Raw genomic sequence first — 20,837 nt, forward strand, 5'->3', positions numbered from 1 at the left:
TCATTGAGGTGGATCAAACTTTTTTTGGGCGCTGACGCATTCAGGCATCTTCCAGAGGAACCAGTGGGGTCGCTTTCAGAACGCGCCGGTCGCCCGCCGCCTCCCGGATCATCCGCGCCTACTCGCGGAACTGGTACAACCACAGCGCCACGAAAGCGGTATCAGGCGCGCCTGCGCTGCGGGCGCCCGGAGGCATCGTGATGCTCCGGCGCGCGATCGGTGCCCAACAGCCAGTTGTAGATCGGCAGCGCATTGGCGAGATCAAGATTGTAGGCGAGCATGGCATCTAGCAAATGCCAGCGGTAAAAGCGCGGACTAGCGATGATTAGGCGCGTGGCGGGGCTCCGGAGCCTTGAGGGATATGCTCCGTTAGGTCAGAATATGGGAGCTGGCGAGCAATGATTAAGATAGATTTTTAGTGAAGTATCAGCAATAATTGGATTTTGATTGTTCTATAAACGTATAATTCGAATGAATCAAAGGGTATCGCTTTGCTATAACTATAGAGTGGGTTGTGATTGATGAAAAAGCACCACGCAATAATATATTATCACGGGATAGGCAGTCCTCGGCGTCACATGTCTCTTGGAAATTTCTTAGATCATTTTGATCTGTACGGGCAGCGACAGAGTAAAAATGTTGCAGGGAAGCCGAGAAATTTCAAATATAAATCAGAGTTGTTTGCTGGCGATGATGATGTAACAAATTATATTGAATTTAAAAAAATTGTCGAAATAAATGGTAGTCCGCGAGTAACTAGAATTGTTCGAGTTTATGAAGCTTATTGGGTTCCAGAATCCCGATCAAGCTTCGGCATATTGAAAACTTTTTTTTGGTTCATGGGGCGTGTTTTCTCTCCATTTAAGGTTGCGTTTTCAGTTTGGCGATCCTATCCAGCAATTAGAATATTAAGTCTATTTAAAATGGGGGAAAACTACTCAAACAAGGGGGTCATTGAAAAAATCGAAAGGGCGTACCGTGACTTCGAAAATTGGGAAAGTAGAGGGGATTATAAAAATGGTACATTTCGGGAATTTAAAAATTATTTATCTGTAAAATACCCAAAGCATGAATCGGAGAAACTGGTTAAAGCGGCGATTAATTGGCGTTCAAGCTTTGTAAGATTGTTATCGAAACATATATTTCAAATCATTTTTGTAACTATTGCTCCGGTTTTATTTATATATTTCGTTTTTTTGGCTGCAATTGGCGTGATTGATCTGCTGCCTCCGATTGGACCTGGGGATGCGCAGTATGAACTCGTTCAAATTGGGTCGGTATTAGCTATTCTCATTATTACTTTACTAATAGCAATGTCGTTGTTCAGGAGGTACTTATTTGATATAATTTCATGGACACTAGATAGTGAACGAAATAATCAATTTGTAAATCGTGAGCGAGTAGTGCATTATTCTCAACGATTAATTAGAAAAGTAGCTAGCCATAAAGATTGTGCAGGCGTAACTATAGTTTCGCATAGTTTGGGATCGTGTATTGCATCAGAGTCGCTTTTGCGCGAGGGCGCTAGAGAGAAGTCTTTGGCGCGACAAGGGGGTGAGACTTATCTCCATAAATTCAAAACGCTATTTACAGTCGGATCGCCACTAGATCTTATATTTTTCTATTTTCAAGCAGATCAGACGTTTTCACATCGATATAACAGAATTGCCGAAGAGAAGAGATTGTCAATATCTTTGCCTCCATTTCGGTTTGACGGGATAGCGGGTAAATCAAAGGTTGTAAATTTTTGGTCTAGGTTTGATCCTGTTAGCTCGTCTATGCACTCTCTAAGAAAAAGAGTTTCAGAGCGCCGCGATGCAATTGAAAATATTGAGGTCTTGCCTGGATCAAAAATGTTTCCAATCGATGCTCATACAAACTACTTTGCAGACACAAATGTTATGGCAAGAATTTATTCAGAAGTGATGGACTCTCCGCTGGAAAATAATCGAGTTGATATTTTTTTCAAGAATAACAAGCATTTGATGTCAATAAAAATTATGCGGATTATTTTTGCTCCCGCTGTGATCGTGATTATGTTTATCCAATGGTGGGGTTTAGCTGGAGCGTGGTCGTGGCTGGCTCTGATTATGTTTTTTATTCTAAATTATTTAGTTAACCATTTTTTTGGCAGAGCTATGTCAAGAGAATATCAAGACGCGTTCGGATCATTCTTGCATCGTGGCGAGAGGGGGGTTGACCTACGCGATTAATGGCCCCATATTAGGCCGTAGAGCATGGTGCAAGCTCTGTGCAACGCACCTGTTGGGGGTTGTCCTTCGGGGCAACCCCTTTTGAGTTCCGCGAATATTCGAATAGATGTGTTAACGGCATCTCGATAGTTCCATTGCCGTGTCCTGAAAAAGGCGACCAAAAAAAGCCGCCCCGGTCACCCGGAGCGGCTTTTTCATTTCCCAGCGGGAAGGGGCGTGATGCTTACGCGGCCTTCTTGAAGCTGTCGACCGCGACGCTGACGCGGTTCGAGATCGGCTGGAACACGTCGCCGGCCAGCTTGATGAACGCTTCGCTGTTCTTCGAGGTCTGGGCGACGGCGGTGTCGAAGCTCTTCTTGACCAGCTTGGTCTGCAGCTCGATGAACTCGGTCGGCGACTTGACGGTGGTCATTTCCTTGAGCGCCGCGGTCAGCTCTTCAAAACCCTTCTTGGCGTCTTCGGCATAGGCCTGGCCCATTTCCTGCGCGCCCTTGGCAGCGATCTTGCCCGATTCGACCAGGGCTTCGACATTGCCCTTGTTGAACTCGCTGGCCTGCGAAACCATTTCGGTGCCCTTTTCATAGGCGGTCTTGGCGCGGGTCGACATGTCGCCCATCAGGCTCTTCAGACGCTCGGTCATCGCCTCGGCGGCCTTCTTGGTTTCGGTGGTGATGGTTTCTGCGGTGGTCATGATCTTCGATTCCTTCTTGATTGCGGGTGCGGCGGCCTTGGCGGCGACCGGTGATGCTGGAACTGCGGACTGTTTGATCGTGGTCTTGGGCTTTGCCGGTTTGGCGGCAGGCTTGGCCATCTTTGGTTCCGCGACCTTGGCGACAGGCTTGGGAGCCTCTGCCTTGGCTGCGGGGACAGGCTTCGCCGCCACGGGCGCCGGGGTTACGGCAGGTGCCGCAGCCGGGGCGACCTTCGGCGCGACCACGGGGTCGGCAGCCTTGGCAGGTTCGGCCTTGGGAGCCGCCGGAGCGGCTTCCGCTTTCGCACTCGCGGCAGCGGCATAGGCCTTGCCGGCGTCTCCGACGGCGGGCTGTTTGCTTTGATTGGACATTGCGGTCTCACTCTCGTGCTGCTTCATGCTGCACTGCACAATAGTGATCGACCGGCTTGACGTCAAGGAAAATGTTGCACTGCACAAAAGGCGGGCGAGCGCAATAACCTGATGGTGATTTTATAGCGCAGCCCGCAAGCCGCCGCAAGCCGGTCAGCGGGCCTTGACGTAGCGTCCTGGCGCATCCTCGATGGCTTTCAGCTTGCCCTTGCCGGGGATGCGCGCGCCCTTGGCCTTGACCGTTTTCGGCCCATGCGCCTTCAGCCATTCGATCCAGTCGGGCCACCAGCTGCCCTTCGTCTCCTTCGCACCTGCGACGAAATGCTCGAGGCTGTTCGCAGGCGCGTCGTTGGTCCAGTACTGATATTTCTGCATCGAGGGCGGGTTGACCACGCCCGCGATATGGCCCGAGCCTGCGAGCACGAAGCGGGTGGGGCCGGAAAGCGCCTCGTTCAGCCGCCACACGCTTTCAAGCGGCGCGATATGATCCTCGCGCCCCGCCTGGATATAGGCCGGGGTCTGGATGAGCCTGAGGTCGATCGGCGTGCCGTCGATCACGATCGATCCGGGCTGGACCAGCCGGTTGTCGCGGTACAGGTCTTTCAGATACGATTTGTGCCACTTGGCGGGCAGGTTGGTGGTGTCGCCGTTCCAGTGGAGCAGGTCGAACGGGGGATAATCCTCGCCGAGCAGATAGTTGTTGATCACATAGTTCCAGATGAGGTCGCGCCCGCGCAGCAGGTTGAAGGTCGCGGCCATATAGCGCCCGTCGAGATAGCCCGGGCTGCCCAGCTGCTCGATCAGCGCGAGCTGCTCGTCATCGACGAACAGCGTCAAATCGCCCGCCTTTTCGAAATCGACCTGCGCGGTGAAGAAGGTGACCGACTTGACCCGATTGGCCTCGCCGCGCTTCGCCAGCAGTGCCAGCGTCGCCGCCAGCGTGGTTCCCGCGACGCAATAGCCGATGGTGTGGACCGAGGGCACGTCGAGCAGGTCGCGCACGGTATCGATCGCCTCGATCTGCGCCTTGACGTAATCGTCCCAGATGACGTCCGCCATGCTCTCGTCGGCGGATTTCCACGAGACCATGAACACGGTGATGCCTTGCTCCGTCGCCCATTTGACGAAGCTCTTCTGCGGGTTGAGATCGAGAATGTAGAAGCGGTTGATCCAGGGCGGGAAGATGACGAGCGGCGTCTCCACCACCTCCTCGGTCGCGGGCGCGTACTGGATCAGCTGGAACAGCGGGCTTTCGTACACGACCTTGCCCGGCGTTACCGCGATGTTGCGGCCGAGCTCGAAGGCATTGGGGTCGGTATGCGTGAGCTGGCCCTTGCGCATGTCGGACAGCATGTGGTCGAGCCCCTTCAACAGGTTCTCGCCCTTGCTCTCGACCATTTTCTCCATGACCAGCGGGTTGGTGAGCGCGAAATTGGCCGGGCTCGACGCGTCGATCATGCCCTTCAGGGCAAAGCGAAGCTTTTCCTTCTGCCTGGGCTCGAGCCCTTCCAGCCGGTCGGCGACGCGCAGCATCTGTTCGCTCACCATCAGATAGCTCTGCTGGATCAGCGCATAGACCGGGTTGTCGTGCCACTGGCGCGCGGCGAAGCGGCGGTCGCTGCGCAGTTCGGGCACCTGCGCCGGCGTCGCGGGCGGGCCGCCTTCATGCTCGGCGATCAGGGCAGGCGGGGTGATTGCGCCGATAAAGCCCTGCCACAAGGTCATGCCGTCGCGCCACATATCAGCCTGCGCATCGAGCATCGCCTGCGGCATCGATCCCATCCAGGCAGGGAGCTTCGCCTGGAACGCCGCCGGGTCGGTGAGCTGGGGCAGGTCCTTCTGCGCCATCTGCTGCGCCATGGTCGCGGCGTGCTCCAGCATCATCTGCTGCGCGCGGCCGAACACCCAGGTCCAGTGCTGCATCTCTTCCAGCGTGGGCAGGCCCGGCGGGGTGAAATCGGTATCGGCGGACATGGCGGCCTCTCGTTGTCGATGCTTTTGCGTTTGTTAGCAGCCGCGGCAAGCAAAGATAAGTCCCTGATAAACGGATCGCGGCGCTTGCAATACGCACGGTTTCCTCCCTGGCCAGGGAGGGGTTAGGGGTGGGTCGTCTGCGCCAGCATCGGTTCGACCTCGCTTGCCCACCCCCGGCCCCTCCCTTGAAGGGAGGGGAGCTGTGTTGCTCTTGCCCGCTTTTGCTCGACACGCGCGCGCACATAGGTCAAGGATGCCGCTCCATTCACGGAGAACTGAAAAGCGAAATCCTTATGTCCGACGAATTCTACCGCATCAAACGCCTGCCGCCTTATGTGATCGCTGAAGTCAACGCGATGCGGGCCGCGGCGCGAGCGGCCGGAGAGGACATTATCGATCTCGGCATGGGCAATCCCGATCTGCCGCCGCCGCCGCACGTCATCGAGAAGCTGTGCGAAGTCGCGATGAAGCCGGATGCGCACGGCTATAGCCAGTCCAAGGGTATTCCCGGCCTGCGCCGCGCCCAGGCGAACTATTATGCGCGCCGCTTCAACGTCGAACTCGATCCCGAGACCGAGGTGGTGGTGACCATGGGCTCGAAGGAGGGCCTGTCGAGCCTCGCCACCGCGATCACCGCGCCGGGCGATGTCGTGCTGGCGCCCAATCCCAGCTATCCGATCCACACCTTTGGCTTCATCATTGCGGGCGCGACGATCCGCTCGGTGCCGACGACTCCGGATGAGAATTACTGGCGCTCGCTCGACCGCGCGATGGCGTTCACCGTTCCGCGGCCTTCGGTGCTGGTCGTCGGCTATCCGTCAAACCCGACCGCAGAGGTTGTCGATCTGGCCTTTTACGAGCGGCTGGTCGCCTGGGCGAAGGAGAACAAGGTCTGGGTGCTGTCCGACCTTGCCTATAGCGAGCTCTATTACGATGGCTGCCCGACGCCCTCGATCCTGCAGGTGCCGGGTGCCAAGGATGTCGCGATCGAGTTCACCTCGATGTCGAAGACCTATTCGATGGCCGGATGGCGCATGGGCTTTGCCGTGGGCAACCGCCAGCTGATCGCGGCGCTCACCCGGGTGAAGAGCTATCTCGATTATGGAGCATTTACGCCGATCCAGGCGGCGGCCTGCGCGGCGCTCAACGGCCCGCAGGATATCGTCCAGAAGAACCGCGAGCTCTATCACAAGCGCCGCGACGTGATGATCGATGCGTTCGGCCGGGCAGGGTGGGACATCCCGGCCCCGCGCGCCTCGATGTTCGCCTGGGCTCCTCTGCCGCCCGCGCTCAAGCATATGGGAAGCCTCGAATTTTCCAAGCAGCTGCTGCAGCACGCCAAGGTCGCGGTGGCACCCGGCGTCGGCTATGGCGAGGACGGTGAGGGCTATGTCCGCATCGCGATGGTCGAGAACGAGCAGCGCCTCCGTCAGGCCGCGCGCAACGTGAAGCGCTATCTCGCCAGCATGGGCGTCAACACGCCGGGCCAGGCGGTCGGCTCCTGATCGCGATGGCAGGGTAGGTTCGTTTCGGACGCGACTGTGCTCCCCTTCGCGCGATGAACGCGGTTTAATGCCCCCGAGACCGCAGCATCGGCCAGGGGGTCGTTATGAACGTGCACTATCGACCAGCGCTGTCGACCGCGCCCGCAACCAGGGACGGCTCCATGCCACCCTGGCTGCTGGTGGGCAGCGATCGCACCGAGCTGGAACGCCTGGCGCTGGCGCTGGCGCGCTTCAGGATCGATGCGCAGCCGCATTTCGACGGACCGGCGCGCGTGCGGTATCGCCCCGTGCTGTGCGATGCCCGCTGCCGCGCCGTCGTGCAGAGCTGGATCGATGACATTCCCCAGCGATCGGCCCCGCTTCTGTTCGTCGGCGCCGGCACCAGCGGCACCCGCGCCCGCCTGATCGAGGCCGGGGCCGACGATGCCATTTCGGCGCGGGTCGGTCCGGATGAACTTGCCGCCCGGATGAAGGCCGCTGCCCGGCTGAATGCAGCGCTGCAGGGGCATATCCGGCTTGCGGATTTCACCTTCGACACCGGCCTGCGCCAGGTGCGCTGGCAGGGAGAGACGCTGTCGCTGATGCCGCGCGAATATGATCTGCTGCTGGCGCTGGTGCGCCATGCGGGCGAGATCGTCAGCCGCGACGATCTGCTCCACGCCATCTGGCAGACCCCGTTCGATCCGGGCACCAACAGCGTCGAAGTGCATGTCTGCAAGCTTCGCCGCAGGCTCGCCGGGATGGCAGATCGTATCTGGATAGAGACGGTGCGGCATCGCGGTTATCGTCTTGTCCGGGCATCCGCATCCGGGGGGTGACACGTCGCGCGCATCGATTATGGTCGGTTGCAAGACGCAATGCGAATCTGCGCGGGAGAGGCCATGATCGATCTGTATTACGCCCCGACACCCAATGGGTGGAAGATATCGATCATGCTCGAGGAATGCGGGCTGCCTTACACGGTCCGCCCGGTCAATATCGGCGCAGGCGAGCAGTTCGCACCGGAATTCCTGAAGATCAGCCCGAACAACCGCATCCCGGCGATCGTCGATCATGCCCCCGAAGGCGGCGGCGATCCGGTCAGCGTCTTCGAGACCGGCGCGATCCTGCTCTATCTCGCGGAGAAATCGGGGCAGTTCATGCCGAGCGACCTGCGTGCTCGCTATCAGGTGATGCAATGGCTGATGTGGCAGATGGGTGGGCTGGGGCCGATGCTGGGACAGAACGGCCATTTCAAGCTCTATGCCCCTGAAAAGCTGCCTTATGCCATCGACCGTTACGAGCGCGAAACCGCGCGGCTCTATGGCGTGCTCGACCGGCGGCTGGGCGAGGCGGACCATGTCGCGGGCAGCGAATACACCATCGCCGATATGGCGATCTTCCCCTGGATCATGACGCACAAGCGCCAGGAGATCACGCTCGACGATTATCCGAACATCAAGCGGTGGTATGCTTTATGCCGCGCGCGCCCGGCGCTGCAGGCGGGCCTCAACGTGATGAAGGACGCGATCAACCGAAACCCGCAGGCGGACGCGAAGGTGCGCGAAACGCTGTTCGGGATCAGGACCTGAGCGCAAGTCTATGCCCCAAGGATAACCCATGACCCACGCCATCGAATTCTGCTTCGACCTGTCCAGCCCCTGGACCTATCTCGCTTTCCACAACATCCGCCCGCTCGCCGCGCGGCACAGTGCGGAAATCCGCTGGACGCCGATCCTGGTCGGCGGGGTGTTCAACGCCGTGAACCCGTCGGTCTATGCCGCGCGCGAGGCCATGGACAGCCCCAAGTTCCGTCATATGGGCAAGGTGATGCGCGACTGGGCGAAGCTGGCCGACGTGGATCTGAAATTCCCCGCGCCGTGGCATCCGCTCAAGAGCGTCAATGCCATGCGTGCCTGCTGCGCGCTGGAGGATGATCAGGCGGCGCTCGAACGCTTTGCCGAGGCCGCATTCCACGCCTATTTCGTCGAGCAGCGCAATCTCGATGACGCGACGGAAATAGCGGCGGTCGCCGATGCGATCGGCATGGATGGCGAAGCCCTGGTCGCGGCGGCGAACTGCCAGCCGGTCAAGGACCGTCTGCGCGCCAATACCGAGCGGCTTGTGGCGCGCGGCGGCTATGGATCGCCCTCGATTTTCGTGAGAGGCACCGATATGTATTTCGGCAACGATCAGCTCCCGCTGGTGGAGCAGGCACTCAAGCGCAACGGAGAGGCAGTTTCATGAACGACCGGGTCAGCATTACCATCGAAAACCATGTCGCCGATGTGCGGCTCAACCGCCCGGACAAGATGAACGCGCTGGACCCGGCGATGTTCGATGGCATCATCGGTGCCATCGACCGGCTGGAAAAGGAACCGGGCGTGCGCGCCGTGGTGCTGTCGGGCGAGGGACGCTCGTTCTGCGCGGGTCTCGACATGGCGAGCTTTACCGCGCCTGCGGGCGGATCGGATGGCTCGGCGCCCTCCAAGCTCACCGACCGCACCTATGGCAATGCCAACAAGTTCCAGCAGGTGGCATTCGGCTGGCGCAAGCTGCCGATGCCGGTGATCGCGGCGGTGCATGGCGTGTGCTTCGGCGGCGGGCTACAGATCATGTCCGGCGCGTGCATGCGCATCATCGCGCCCGATGCGCGGCTTTCGATCATGGAAATGCGCTGGGGGCTGATCCCCGACATGGGCGGCTATGCGCTGTGGCGCGGCACGGTGCGCGACGATGCGCTGCGCGAGCTGACCTATACCAACCGCGAGTTCAGCGGCGAAGAGGCGGGCCGGATCGGCTTTGCCACGCATGTCGACGCCGATCCGCACGCTCGGGCGATGGCTATCGCCACCGAGATCGCAGGCAAGAACCCCGATGCGATCCGCGCCGCCAAGGACCTGTTCAACCGCACGCCGGACATGGACACCGACGCGATCCTGATGGAAGAAAGCGTGCTGCAGGAAGACATCATCCGCACGCCCAACCAAATGGAGGCGGTGTTCGCGTTCATGCAGAAGCGCGCGGCGAATTTCAGCTGAGTGACTGCCTCGCGGGATGACTTGTCGTCACCCCGCGAAGGCGGGGGTCCCGCTTCTACAGGCAATCCCTACGCATAAGCGGGATTCCCGCTTTCGCGGGAATGACGGATCGGGGATGACGGATAAAGCTCAATCCCGGTAATCGAGCGGCGGCTTGCGGTCGCCGAGCAGCGAATTGTAGGCGTAGTTCGGCCCCAGCGCCTGTTTGAACGCCGCGGTCGCCTCGTCGCGCAACGCCGGGTTGGTATAGAGTTCGATCGCCGCCAGCGTCATCGCCTTGGCGGCGACCTGCGCCCCCTTGAAGCCGATCGACATGCCGCTCGCTGCCGCCGATTGCCAGCTGTGCGACGACGTGCCCGGTACCCAGGTTGCGGTGCGCACGCCCACGGTCGGCGTGGCATAGGAGACATCGCCGACATCGGTCGAGCCATAGCCCAAAGTCACGTCATAGGGCTGGATCTCGCTCTGGCTGCCCAGCGGCAGGTCGGGCTTGTCGAAGCTCTGGCGGATGCCTTCGGCGAACCTCGTTTCCTCGGGCGTGTAACTGATCCCCCCGACCTGGCGCAGCTTCATGTCCATCATCTTCGCCAGCGGCTCGTTGACCAGCAGCGCGTTGTTGCCGTGAATGATCTCCCATTCCACCTTGGTGCCGGTGCCCTGCGCCGCGCCCTGCGCCGCTGCTTCCAGCCGGGTCCAGATGCGGCGTACCTCGTCGGCATCGGGGTGGCGGACATAATAGAAGACCTCGGCAAAATCGGGCACCACATTGGGCGCGCTGCCCCCTTCGGTGATGACATAATGCATCCGCGTCTGCTGCGGCACATGCTCGCGCATCATGTTGGCCATCATGTTCATCGCCTCGACCCCGTCGAGCGCGGAGCGGGCCTTTTCGGGAGCGCCTGCGGCATGTGCCGAGACGCCGGTGAAGCGGAACTTGGCCGATCGGTTGGCCAGGCTGGTGCGCGCCGCCGCGCTGTTCTCGTCATCGGCATGCCAGTGGATCGAGAAATCGACATCCTTGAACAGGCCTTCGCGCACCAGATAGACCTTGCCGCTGCCGCCTTCCTCCGCCGGGGTGCCATACAGCCGGACGCGGCCCGGCGTGCCGGTCGCCTTGAGCCAGTCGCGCACCGCGAGCGCCGCGCCCAGGGATCCGGCTGCAAACAGATTGTGCCCGCAGGCATGCGCCGCGCCCTTGCCGGGCAGTTGCGCGCGGGTGGGCAGCGCGTCCTGGTTGATGCCGGGAAGCGCGTCATATTCCGCCAGGATCGCGATGACCGGCCCGCCGCTGCCATATTCGGCGACGAACGCAGTGGGGATGCCCGCGACGCCGGCGGTCACCTTGAAGCCGGCGGTCTTCAGCCGCTCCTGCAGCAGCGCGCTCGACCGTTCCTCCTTGTAGCCGACCTCGGCCCATTCCCAGATCTGCCGCGCGACTTTCGCCGTGTCGTCATAGCGCGCGTCGATGGCTTTCAGCGTCTGCGCGGTGGCGGCATCTTCGGCCTCGCCCGCCAGTGCGACCGAGGGCAGGGCGAGAGCGAGCGTGGCGAGGAGGATATGTTTCATGGATGTGGGCCCCTGTGGCGTGTGGATGAGGCATCATGTTGAAAGCAAAGGGTTGGCGCAAGGGGCTGACGTCATGCACACGTCCCTCGACTTCGCTCGGGACGTCGTTGCTACCGCCAATCCAGAAAGCCGACTTTCACACAATGATCGATCATCCGCCGGAAAGCTGCCTCGTCGACTCTCGGCGCATCAATCCCTGTGATCCGCTGCAAGCTGCCGCCAGCAAAACACGGGCTGCGCAGGAAATAGTCGAAGAATTGAGGACCGATCCTACGATGCACCATCGCGGTGCGGCGGTCGAGCGCAGCCGGGTCATAGGTGACAGGGTCGATCATCCGCGCTGGAACGGTGCCCGGATAATCCGCGACGATCCGCAGCATGTCCGCCATCGCGAATGGCTCGGCCCCGACCAGATGCACCCGCACGCCGTCGAACGCGGCCATGTTCTCTGCCATCGCCATGAGCCCGGCGGTGACGTGACAGATCGGCACGATCGCGAACGCGGCCTGCGGTGCGGCGGGGACATCGCCCAGCAGCGGCGATCCGAACAGCCGGAACAGGTGATGGAAACCGTCGATCCGCGCGATCGCGCCATCGCTCAGCCGCCCAACGATGATCGCCGGGCGGGCGATCGCGGCGACCAGCCCGTCGCGCCGCGCCGCCTCGACCAAGGCCTCGGCGCGCGCCTTGCTGGCCTCGTAACCGTTGGTGAAGCTCGCCAGCGGATCGGCGGGTTCCTCGCCGATCACGCCATCGGCGCGGCCGCAGACATAGGCGGTCGAGACGTGCAGCAGCGGGCAGTTCCAGGCGCGGGAAAGCGCAATGGCATGGGCGGTGCCGCCGACATTGACCGCTTCGTGCACCGCATCGCTGGCGGCGAAATCGACCGTGGCGGCGCAATGGATCAGCAGGTCGACCCCGGTGTGCGGTTCGGCCATCCCGAAGCCGGGCTGCGCGACATCGCCTTGGACCACCGCAATCTCGCCGATGCGGTCGCGTCCGTCCATGTCGAGCACGTCGCGGCCTTCGCCCCGCACCAGCGCCGTGACGCGGTGCCGGGCATCGAGCAGTGCCCCGGCCAGCGCCCCGCCGACGAGCCCGGTCGCTCCGGTCAGGAAGACGTGCATCCGCGCTCCCTTTTCGCAGCCGCTAACCACATCCGCTCCGCCTGAGCCTGTCGAAGGCCCCGCGCGAGGGTTCCATGTCTAACCACGTCATTCCCGCGAACGCGGGAATCCCGCTTTCTTATCTGCGTGGCGCAGTAGCGGGACCCCCGCGTGCGCGGGGGTGACGAGGGATGCGAAGGCGAGGGCGGCGTGAGGCCTTCGACAGGCTCAGGCTGAGCGGGCGTGGAGTGCATGGGGTGGTTCAGGAGACGGGGGACAACTGACCGTTCAGCAACAACCCGCCGCAACCGCGCTATTCTCTCCGGAAGCCTGCGCAAACGGCAGGCCGCCGCCGCATCCGGCAAACACCCCATAATGCGTCGAGAAATCGCCGATGAACTGGAAATGCTCGGCAAAGCGCGTGTCGGCCAACATCTTCCAGCTATTGCCGCAGATCGGGAAAATGCGACCGCGCTCGATTTCGTGATGCTTGTCGAGCGTGAACACGCGCTCCTCGCCCTCGACCGTGCCGAGATAGACCACCGCCTGGCCGTAATCCTCGCATTCGGGCTCGAGATCGCCCAGTTTGAACAGCCGATAGGTGGCGGAGAAGAAATCGATACCGTCGAGCATTTCGGCAATGCGCGCATCGCCGATGCCGAGCGGACGGTCCTTGACCAGGCGCGGGTCGGTGAACCCAGCGGCCTTGGCGAGCTTGAGGAAATCGCCCCAATAGAGCGCGCCCGACAGGCACTCGCCGTGCAGCACCGGATCGCTGAGCAGATGCTGCGGCACCCGCCTGCTCGAATAGACGTCGGAGAAGTACATCTCGCCGCCGGGCTTCAGCAGCCGGTGCGCATCGGCGAACACCTTGGCCTTGTCCGCGACGAGGTTGATCACGCAGTTCGACACGATGATGTCGAAGCTGCCGGGTTCGAGGTCCAGCTCGTCGAGCTTCTCGATATCGCCCTCGACAAAGCGGACGTTCGACCTGGCATAGCCGAAGGTTTCGCGATGCCATTCGAGATGCGCATTGGCGACGGCGAGCTGTTCGGGCGTCGCATCGACGCCGACGACCTCGCCATGTTCGCCGACCAGCTGCGCCAGGATATAGGCATCCTGGCCCGAGCCTGAACCCAAATCGAGAATGCGCGCGCCTGCGATGGCCGAGGGGGCGATCAGGCCGCAGCCATAATAGCGCGCCTTGACGTCTGGATGGACATTGGCCAGCGCCTTGATGACGGCCAGGGGAGGGCGCTCCGCCGTGGTGCAGGCATCGGTGCGCAGGTCCGCCGATTCCGACAGCACTTTGCCATAATATTCGCGCGAATTTTCAAGATTCATGCTGGATTCCCTTGGCCATGACGCACAAACACTAGCCTTGCGGCGCTGCGGTAACCAGCGGCAAATTGAAGGCGAAGGGCAGTCCATGGGATATACGCATGACGTGATCGTGATCGGGGCGGGGTCGGCGGGGCTGGTCTGCTCCGGCGGCCTCGCGATGTTCGGCCTGAGGCCGCTGCTGATCGAGCGCGCGGACATGGGCGGCGATTGCCTCAACACCGGCTGCGTGCCCAGCAAGGCGCTGATCTCCGCCGCGCACCGCGCGCACGATCTGCGCACCGCGAGCGAATTCGGCATGGCCTCAGTGGAGCCCGTCGTCGATTTCCGCGCGGTGCACGATGCGGTGCACCAGGCGATCAAGACCATTGAGCCGCATGACAGCGTCGAGCGCTTCGAGGGCATGGGGGTGGAGGTCGTGCGCGGCGATGCCAGCTTCACTGGGCCGAAGAGCGTGGTGGTGGGTGGCAAGACCTACACCGCGCCGCGCATCGTGATCGCGGTGGGCAGCCGCGCCTTTGTGCCGCCGATCAGGGGGCTCGATGCGGTGCCCTATCTTACCAACCATAATGTCTGGGACCTGACCGAGCTGCCGCAGCGGCTGATCGTGCTGGGCGGCGGGCCGATCGGGATGGAACTGGCGCAGAGCTTCCGGCGGCTGGGGTCAAAGGTCGTGGTGGCGACACTGGGGCGACCGTTCCCCAAGGACGATGCCGATGCCGCGAAGATCGTCATCGACCGGCTGCAGAGCGAGGGCGTCGAGATCATCCACGATGCCGAAGGCGATGCGGTGGAGAAGACCGCCGACGGCCTTGTCCTCAGGCTCAAGGATGGCCGCACGCTCACCGGCACGCACCTGCTGATCGCGACGGGGCGCGAGGTGAATTTCGACGGGCTGGGGCTGGAGGTCGCGGGCGTGGCTTACGACAAGCGGGGCATCCAGGTCGATGCCCGGCGGCGGACGAGTGCGAAACACATTTACGCGATCGGTGATTGCCGCGATGGCCCGCGCTTCACCCATGCCAGCGGTTACGAGGGCGGCAATGTCGCGCTCGAGATCAGCCTGGGCGTGCCGACCAAGGCCAATTATGCAGCGCTCCCCTGGGTCACCTATACCGACCCCGAACTCGCGCAGGTCGGCCTGACCGAGGAGGAGGCGCGCCGCCGGTTCGGTGACAAGGTGACCGTCTGGCGCGAGGACTTCGACCATAACGACCGCGCGGTGACCGAGCGCGAGGTCACCGGTTTCGTCAAGCTGGTCAAGAAGGGCAGCAAGGTCGTCGGCGGCACCGTGGTCGGGCGCGGCGCGGGCGACCTGATCCTGCCGATCGCGATGATGATCGCGGGCAAATCCTCGACCTTCGGCGTTGCCAGCCTGATCGTGCCCTATCCCAACCGCTCGGAGCATATCAAGGCAGCGGCCTTCGCGTCCGATGAGGCGAAGGTGTTCAACAAATGGTCGCGGGGATGGGCGCGGTTTCTGGCGAAAATGCGGCGCTAGAATTTCATCGCGTTTTACACGCTCCGCTCAGCCTGAGCTTGTCGAAGGCCTCGCGAGAACCTTTCCCGAAACGCATCTGCTCTCTGGTGGAAGCCGGAGCCTAGGGGCGGGGTGGCTATGTTGTCGCTCTGGATTCCGGCTTTCGCCGGAAAGCGGGTGGTGGGGGCTGATGGCTATGAGCAACCCGGCCACCAACTCTCTGCGTCATCCTGAACTTGTTTCAGGATCCATCGTGCCCCAAATGCCGAAGCCGCGTGGGGATAAATGGACCCTGAAACGATTTCAGGGTGACGGATTGCAATATCGCGCCGGTCGGCGCGGGGCCTTCGACAGGCTCAGGCTGAGCGGATGTTGTTAGGGTGAGGCGGTGCGCCCGGGCGCGGTCTCGCCGAGCCACAGCGAACCTCCAAGGTTACCGCGCGACCTATCAACATCGTAAAATCGCCTGCGCCATCAAACACTAACGCTATGTTCACCCTTTTTCGTCATAGCTGATGCCAATCTGCGTGGACCCGGCCTGGCTTTTTGCCGCGCGCAAGGGATTCGCGGGACGACGAAAAAGGTGCTGACATGGGATTGTTCCGTCTGTTGAAAATGGGAATCGCGGCGCTCGCGGCGACGGCTTTGCTGAGTGCTTGCGCGTCCACTGCCAGCGGTCCGCAGCTTCCTCCGGCATCGTTCGTCTCGCTCTCCGATGGGCCCGGCGAGGAATATATCATCGGGCCGCTCGATGAATTGACGGTGTTCGTGTGGCGCAATCCGGAGCTTGGCGCGAAGGTGCAGGTGCGTCCCGATGGTCGCATCACCACGCCGCTGATCACCGACATGCCCGCGGTCGGCAAGACGCCGACCATGCTCGCCGAGGACATAAAGCTGCAGCTGTCGCAATATATTCAGGAGCCGATCGTCTCGGTCATCGTCAACAGCTTTGCCGGCACCTTCTCGCAGCAGGTGCGCATCGTCGGCGCGACCGAAAAGCCGGCCTCGATCCCGTATCGCGCCAACATGACGCTGCTCGACGCGATGATCGCGGTTGGTGGCCTGTCCGAATTCGCCGCGGGTAACCGCGCCAAGCTGGTGCGCTTCGACAAGGTGTCGGGCCGCCAGCAGGAATATCCGATCAAATTGGGCGACCTCATCAAGAAGGGCGACAGCCGCGCGAACGTGCTGCTGCAGCCCGGCGATGTGATCATCATCCCCGAAAGCATGTTCTAAGCCCGCGGCCCGCCGCCCGCACCGCAACATCGAAAGAAAAGCCTGACCGATGAATGGCCTGTACGAAGAATTCCGGATCGCGGTGCACAGCGTGTGGCAACGCCGCTGGATTGCCATGGGAATCGCCTGGGTGATCTGTCTCGTCGGCTGGCTGGCGGTCGCGATGATCCCCAATACTTATGAATCGCAGGCCAAGCTGTTCGTCCAGACCAAGTCGATCCTGCCCGAGAATACCGGCGTCAATCCGGCAGAGCAGCAGAAGCAGATCGACACGGTGCAGCAGACGCTGACTTCGGCAGCGAACCTGGAAAAGGTCGTGCGCGGTACCGATCTGGGCAAGGGCCTGGTGACCCCGCGCGAGATCGAGGGCGCGGTGAACGGCCTGCGCAGCGCGATCAAGATCAAGTCCGAACAGAGCAACCTGTTCGAGATTTCGGCGACGATGACCGCCTCGGGTCGTTCCGACGGCGAGGCGGCGAACCTGTCGCGCGCCGTGGTGCAGAAGCTGATCGACCTGTTCGTCGAGGAAAACCTGGCCGGTGGCCGGGGCGAGACCAGCGACACGCTGCGCTTTCTGAACGAGCAGATCGCCAAGCGGCAGAAGGAACTCGAGATTGCCGAGCAGAAGCGGGTCAAGTTCGAGACCGAGAATCTCGGCATGCTGCCCGGCATCGGCTCGGTCAGCCAGCGGCTCGAGCAGGGCCGGGTCGAGATCAACCAGATCGATTCGCAGCTCATCGCCGCGCAGAGCGCGCTGGCTGCGATCAATGGCCAGATTGCCGGGACGCCGCAGACGATCGCCGGTGGCACGACCGGGGCCGTCAATCCGCTCGCGCAGGCTCAGGGTGAGTTGGCCGGAATGAAGGCGCGCGGCCTGACCGATCAGCATCCCGATGTCCAGGCGATCAAGAACCAGATCGCCGCGCTCAAGGCCGCAGGCGCGGGCGCGAGCACGGCCTATGGCGTGCCCAATCCGGCTTACAGCTCGCTGGTCAGCATGAAGGCCGAGCGCCAGGCGGCGGTCTCCGCGCTGCAGCAGCGCAAGGCTTCGCTGCAGGGCGAGATGAACGCGATGGTCGCCAAGCAGATCCAGGAGCCGGGTGTCGCTGCCGAGCAGGCGCGCATCGCGCGCGACTATGAGGTTCTGAAGGCGCAATATGACAAGCTGCTCGCCGATCGCGAGCAGGTGCGGCTGCGCGGCCAGGTGGAGACGCAGACCGACGCGGTGCGTTTCGACCTGATCACGCCGCCGTCGAGCCCGCGCACGCCGATCGCGCCCAAGCGGCCGCTGCTGCTGGCTGCGGTGCTGTTTGCAGGCATTGCCGGTGGCATCGGCGGAGCGTTCGCGCTCGGCCAGCTGAGCGCCAGCTATCCTACCTCGGCCAAGCTGGAGGCAGCTTCGGGTCTGCCGGTGATTGGATCGATTTCGCAGATGCTGACCCAGGCGCAGCGCGACGAGCGCAAGCGCAAGCTGCGCATGTATATCGGCTCGGGCGGGGCGCTGGTCGGTGTCTTCCTGGTGCTGCTGATCATCGAGTTCATCCAGCGCGGTTCGGTGGTTTGAGGGGCGAAAGAGACATGACCATGCACGATCCCATCAAGTCGCCCGACAAGGACGAAGGTCCGCGCTCGCTGATCGAGCGCGCGTCGCAGATGTACGATTTCCGGAAAGCTCTGAGTCCGGAAGCACCGAAGCTGCCCGAGGCGCCGGTTGCGGCGCCTGCTGCCGTAGTCCCTGCCGCTCCGGCTCCAGTGGTGCCGCCGGTTGTTTCTGCGCCTGCACCCGCTGCAGCAGCGCCCGTTGCGCCGCAGGTTACTATCGCACCCGTCGTGCCGCGCGGGCCGGTGCTGCCGGTTGCCGAGGTCGATCGCGATTTGCTGCGCGAATCCGCGTTCATCGTTCCCGATGGTCCGGTGACCAGCATTTCGGAAGAATTCCGCATCGTGAAGCGCCGCCTGCTCGTCAGCGTCCAGGCAGAGATCAATGCAGGCCTCGGCGTTGCCGCGCAGCGCATCCTGATCTGCTCGGCCAATCCGGGCGACGGCAAGACGTACAGCGCGATCAATCTGGCGCTCTCGATCGCGACCGAGAAGGACCATGACGTCGTGCTGGTCGATGCCGATTTCGCCAAGCCCAGCATCCTGTCCTCGCTTGGCATTGCCGGGCAGAGCGGGTTGATGGACGCGCTGGCCGATCCGGCGGTGGACGTGCAGGACCTGATCATCCCGACCGACATACCCGGGCTTTCAGTGCTCCCCGCCGGGCGTCAAACCAATACGGACAGCGAATATCTCGCTTCGGCGCGCACGCAGGAGGTGCTGGCCAGCCTGACCGCCGGACGTCCGGGCCGGATCGTGATCTTCGATTCGCCGCCGCTGCTCGCGGCATCGCCGGCTGCGACGATCGCGCAGCATGTCGGCCATGCGCTGATGGTGGTGCGCGCCGATGTCACCAGCGAACGCGCGCTGCGCGATGCGCTCAGCCTGATTGCCGGCTGCAACCAGATACAGCTGCTGCTCAACGGGGTGAAATTCTCCCCCTCGGGTCGCAGCTTCGGATCCTATTACGGATATGGAGAATGACCATGGCAAGATGGTCGGATTTCAAGGGTAGCAGGGCGGGCCTTTCGCTGGCCGCGCTGGCGGCAGCGGTGGCCATGCCACAGGCCGCTCTGGCGCAGCAGGGCGGCGGGGTCGATCCCGGCATCGGCCAGGGACAGAGCCAGGGGCAGGGCGGCCGCAGCGGCGGGCTGGCCAATGGCCGCCGGTCGGTCGTCGTACCCTATCTCGAAGTCGGCCAGGTGCTGAGCGCCGATCTCAAGAATGGCGGCGACCTTTTGACCTACAGCCTGGCCGCAGTCGGCGTCGATGCGGCGGTCGCGACCTCGCGCGCCGAGGCGCAGGTCAGCGTTCGCTATGAGCGGCGCTTCTCGTGGAACGACGATTTTGGCGACGAGGACGCGATCAGCGGTATCGCGCGCGGCAATCTGCAGATCATCCCCAACACGCTGTCCCTCGAGGCAGGCGCGCTCGGCATACGCTCGCGCATCGACAATCGCGGCGCAGCCCCCAGCAACCTGATCGGCGGGTCGGACAATGTCACGCAGATCTATTCGGTCTATGCCGGCCCGACATTGGCGACGCAAGTCGGCACAGTCGATGTCAACGCACTCTACCGAATCGGCTATACCAAGGTGGAGGCTGATGCCGTCGCGCTGCCGGCGGGCGCGCTGCCGCTCGACCTGTTCGGCGACAGCGTCAACCATGCCGCGAGCCTGGCCATCGGCCAGCAGCCGGGCGGCTTCCTCCCCATCGGCTGGTCGGTCAGCGGCGGCTGGTATCGCGAGGATGCGAGCCAGCTCGACCAGCGCTTCGACGACAAGATCGTGCGCGCGGATGTCACCGTTCCGGTCAGCGCCACGCTCGCGCTGGTCGGCGGTGTAGGCTATGAGGATATCGAGATTTCGGAACGCGATGCGGTGCGCGATGCCGCAGGCAACCCGGTCGTCGGCAATGACGGACGGCTTGTCACCAACCGCAATTCGCCGCGCCTGCTATCCTACGATCAGGATGGCCTCATCTGGGATGTCGGCGTGCTCTGGCGCCCCAGCCGCCGCACCTCGCTCGAAGCGCGGGTGGGCAAGCGCTATGACAGCCTGACCTATTACGGCACCTTCAGCTATACGCCCAACCAGCGCGTGGCGGCGAACGTGACGGTGTACGATCTGGTCGCCGGCTTCGGATCGCGACTGAACGACAATCTGGCGGGCCTGCCCACGCAGTTCGATGCGACGCGCAATCCGCTGAGCGGCGACCTCAACGCGTGCTTCTTCGGCGTGGGCGGGGGCGGCAACTGCCTCAATGACGCGCTCCAGTCGGTCGCCTCGTCGGCCTTCCGTACACGTGGGGTCACCGGGCAGATCAGCCTGACCAGCGGCGACTGGCAGCACGGCTTTGGCGCAGGCTATAGCCGCCGCAAGTTCTTCGCAGCGGACAATGGCGCGCTGGCCGGCTTCGACCAGACGATCGACGAGATCTGGTTTGCCAGTTATGTGGCCGCCAAGCAGCTGGATGCGCGTTCCAGCATCACCGGCACCATTTTTGCCAATTATCTGGAAAATGGTCCCGGTCAGGTGCTGAATGGCGGCGGGACCGACGTGCTCGGCCTGGGCACCAATATCGCTTATGGCCGCAACTTCACCAACCGCTTCAACGGGACGCTGGCACTGGGGCTCGACTATTTCGATCCCAAGGGCTTCGAAAGCAATCTGGTAGCCTCCGCGCTACTGGCGCTGCGCTATTCGTTCCAGTAATATTGACTTGAAGATCAGGG

At 62.2% G+C, this 20,837-nt stretch carries 16 protein-coding genes; 11 read left to right on the forward strand and 5 right to left on the reverse strand.

The genetic code is table 11. The features are described 5' to 3' along the window. Positions 1-521: 521 nt before the first annotated feature. Positions 522-2,213 carry a hypothetical protein gene (locus tag AX725_RS20815; protein ID WP_156442064.1) on the forward strand — a complete coding sequence of 564 codons (1,692 nt, stop codon included), beginning with the start codon at positions 522-524 and terminating at the stop codon, positions 2,211-2,213. Between the two features lie 223 nt (positions 2,214-2,436). On the opposite strand, the gene AX725_RS01490 is transcribed toward AX725_RS20815, so the two are convergent. After that, positions 2,437-3,276 (reverse strand): phasin family protein, encoded by an 840-nt coding sequence (locus AX725_RS01490; protein ID WP_060979837.1) that lies wholly within the window; start codon positions 3,274-3,276, stop codon positions 2,437-2,439. A gap of 153 nt (positions 3,277-3,429) precedes the next feature. Continuing rightward, positions 3,430-5,250, reverse strand: a complete 1,821-nt coding sequence (locus AX725_RS01495) for a PHA/PHB synthase family protein (protein WP_060979838.1) — start codon at positions 5,248-5,250, stop codon at positions 3,430-3,432. Between the two features lie 293 nt (positions 5,251-5,543). Here AX725_RS01495 and AX725_RS01500 point away from each other — a divergent pair, with 293 nt between their 5' ends. The 5 genes from AX725_RS01500 (at position 5,544) to AX725_RS01520 (ending at position 9,775) form a co-directional block, all read left to right on the forward strand. Beyond that, positions 5,544-6,755: an LL-diaminopimelate aminotransferase gene (locus tag AX725_RS01500; protein WP_060980279.1), complete on the forward strand. Its 1,212-nt coding sequence runs from the start codon at positions 5,544-5,546 to the stop codon at positions 6,753-6,755. Positions 6,756-6,916: 161 nt separating this feature from the next. Next, positions 6,917-7,573 carry a winged helix-turn-helix domain-containing protein gene (locus AX725_RS01505; protein ID WP_066215514.1) on the forward strand — a complete coding sequence of 219 codons (657 nt, stop codon included), beginning with the start codon at positions 6,917-6,919 and terminating at the stop codon, positions 7,571-7,573. 63 nt (positions 7,574-7,636) lie between these two features. Next, entirely contained in the window at positions 7,637-8,326 is a 690-nt protein-coding gene (locus tag AX725_RS01510; RefSeq protein ID WP_060980277.1) for a glutathione binding-like protein, read from the forward strand. A 28-nt stretch (positions 8,327-8,354) separates the two neighbouring features. Continuing rightward, positions 8,355-8,981, forward strand: a complete 627-nt coding sequence (locus tag AX725_RS01515) for a 2-hydroxychromene-2-carboxylate isomerase (protein WP_060980276.1) — start codon at positions 8,355-8,357, stop codon at positions 8,979-8,981. After that, positions 8,978-9,775, forward strand: a complete 798-nt coding sequence (locus tag AX725_RS01520; protein ID WP_060980275.1) for a crotonase/enoyl-CoA hydratase family protein — start codon at positions 8,978-8,980, stop codon at positions 9,773-9,775. Before AX725_RS01515 ends, AX725_RS01520 begins: the two co-directional genes overlap by 4 nt. A 129-nt stretch (positions 9,776-9,904) precedes the next feature. On the opposite strand, the gene AX725_RS01525 is transcribed toward AX725_RS01520, so the two are convergent. From AX725_RS01525 to AX725_RS01535, 3 genes are all read right to left on the reverse strand, one after another. After that, complete coding sequence (locus tag AX725_RS01525) at positions 9,905-11,341, reverse strand: amidohydrolase (RefSeq protein WP_060980274.1); 1,437 nt, start codon at positions 11,339-11,341, stop codon at positions 9,905-9,907. A 110-nt stretch (positions 11,342-11,451) separates the two neighbouring features. Beyond that, on the reverse strand, positions 11,452-12,468 hold the full coding sequence (locus AX725_RS01530) for an SDR family oxidoreductase (protein ID WP_060980273.1): 1,017 nt from the start codon (positions 12,466-12,468) through the stop codon (positions 11,452-11,454). Between the two features lie 267 nt (positions 12,469-12,735). Continuing rightward, entirely contained in the window at positions 12,736-13,791 is a 1,056-nt protein-coding gene (locus tag AX725_RS01535) for a methyltransferase domain-containing protein (protein ID WP_060980272.1), read from the reverse strand. An 85-nt stretch (positions 13,792-13,876) separates the two neighbouring features. On the opposite strand from AX725_RS01535, the gene AX725_RS01540 reads away from it, so the two are divergent. The 5 genes from AX725_RS01540 to AX725_RS01560 all read left to right on the forward strand — a co-directional run bounded on the left by AX725_RS01540 (position 13,877) and on the right by AX725_RS01560 (position 20,817). Then, a complete protein-coding gene (locus AX725_RS01540) occupies positions 13,877-15,289 on the forward strand; it encodes a dihydrolipoyl dehydrogenase family protein (RefSeq protein ID WP_060980271.1) in 1,413 nt (470 codons plus the stop codon). Positions 15,290-15,859: 570 nt separating this feature from the next. After that, positions 15,860-16,504, forward strand: coding sequence for an XrtA/PEP-CTERM system exopolysaccharide export protein (locus AX725_RS01545; RefSeq protein ID WP_060980270.1), 645 nt, complete (start codon positions 15,860-15,862; stop codon positions 16,502-16,504). 49 nt (positions 16,505-16,553) lie between these two features. Beyond that, positions 16,554-18,068, forward strand: coding sequence for an XrtA system polysaccharide chain length determinant (locus tag AX725_RS01550; RefSeq protein ID WP_060980269.1), 1,515 nt, complete (start codon positions 16,554-16,556; stop codon positions 18,066-18,068). Between the two features lie 14 nt (positions 18,069-18,082). Beyond that, positions 18,083-19,087 (forward strand): P-loop NTPase family protein, encoded by a 1,005-nt coding sequence (locus AX725_RS01555; protein ID WP_060980268.1) that lies wholly within the window; start codon positions 18,083-18,085, stop codon positions 19,085-19,087. Beyond that, entirely contained in the window at positions 19,084-20,817 is a 1,734-nt protein-coding gene (locus AX725_RS01560) for a hypothetical protein (protein ID WP_060980267.1), read from the forward strand. Before AX725_RS01555 ends, AX725_RS01560 begins: the two co-directional genes overlap by 4 nt. Positions 20,818-20,837: the final 20 nt, after the last annotated feature.

This window comes from Blastomonas sp. CCH9-A1 (assembly GCF_001557175.1).
Classification (GTDB): Bacteria; Pseudomonadota; Alphaproteobacteria; order Sphingomonadales; family Sphingomonadaceae; genus Blastomonas; species Blastomonas delafieldii_A.

Excerpts from the sequence above, each read along its gene's own strand:
- AX725_RS20815 (WP_156442064.1), top strand. The coding sequence starts at position 522 with ATGAAAAAGCACCACGCAATAATATATTATCACGGGATAGGCAGTCCT.
- AX725_RS01490 (WP_060979837.1), bottom strand. The coding sequence starts at position 3,276 with ATGTCCAATCAAAGCAAACAGCCCGCCGTCGGAGACGCCGGCAAGGCC.
- AX725_RS01495 (WP_060979838.1), bottom strand. The coding sequence starts at position 5,250 with ATGTCCGCCGATACCGATTTCACCCCGCCGGGCCTGCCCACGCTGGAA.
- AX725_RS01500 (WP_060980279.1), top strand. The coding sequence starts at position 5,544 with ATGTCCGACGAATTCTACCGCATCAAACGCCTGCCGCCTTATGTGATC.
- AX725_RS01505 (WP_066215514.1), top strand. The coding sequence starts at position 6,917 with ATGCCACCCTGGCTGCTGGTGGGCAGCGATCGCACCGAGCTGGAACGC.
- AX725_RS01510 (WP_060980277.1), top strand. The coding sequence starts at position 7,637 with ATGATCGATCTGTATTACGCCCCGACACCCAATGGGTGGAAGATATCG.
- AX725_RS01515 (WP_060980276.1), top strand. The coding sequence starts at position 8,355 with ATGACCCACGCCATCGAATTCTGCTTCGACCTGTCCAGCCCCTGGACC.
- AX725_RS01520 (WP_060980275.1), top strand. The coding sequence starts at position 8,978 with ATGAACGACCGGGTCAGCATTACCATCGAAAACCATGTCGCCGATGTG.
- AX725_RS01525 (WP_060980274.1), bottom strand. The coding sequence starts at position 11,341 with ATGAAACATATCCTCCTCGCCACGCTCGCTCTCGCCCTGCCCTCGGTC.
- AX725_RS01530 (WP_060980273.1), bottom strand. The coding sequence starts at position 12,468 with ATGCACGTCTTCCTGACCGGAGCGACCGGGCTCGTCGGCGGGGCGCTG.
- AX725_RS01535 (WP_060980272.1), bottom strand. The coding sequence starts at position 13,791 with ATGAATCTTGAAAATTCGCGCGAATATTATGGCAAAGTGCTGTCGGAA.
- AX725_RS01540 (WP_060980271.1), top strand. The coding sequence starts at position 13,877 with ATGGGATATACGCATGACGTGATCGTGATCGGGGCGGGGTCGGCGGGG.
- AX725_RS01545 (WP_060980270.1), top strand. The coding sequence starts at position 15,860 with ATGGGATTGTTCCGTCTGTTGAAAATGGGAATCGCGGCGCTCGCGGCG.
- AX725_RS01550 (WP_060980269.1), top strand. The coding sequence starts at position 16,554 with ATGAATGGCCTGTACGAAGAATTCCGGATCGCGGTGCACAGCGTGTGG.
- AX725_RS01555 (WP_060980268.1), top strand. The coding sequence starts at position 18,083 with ATGACCATGCACGATCCCATCAAGTCGCCCGACAAGGACGAAGGTCCG.
- AX725_RS01560 (WP_060980267.1), top strand. The coding sequence starts at position 19,084 with ATGACCATGGCAAGATGGTCGGATTTCAAGGGTAGCAGGGCGGGCCTT.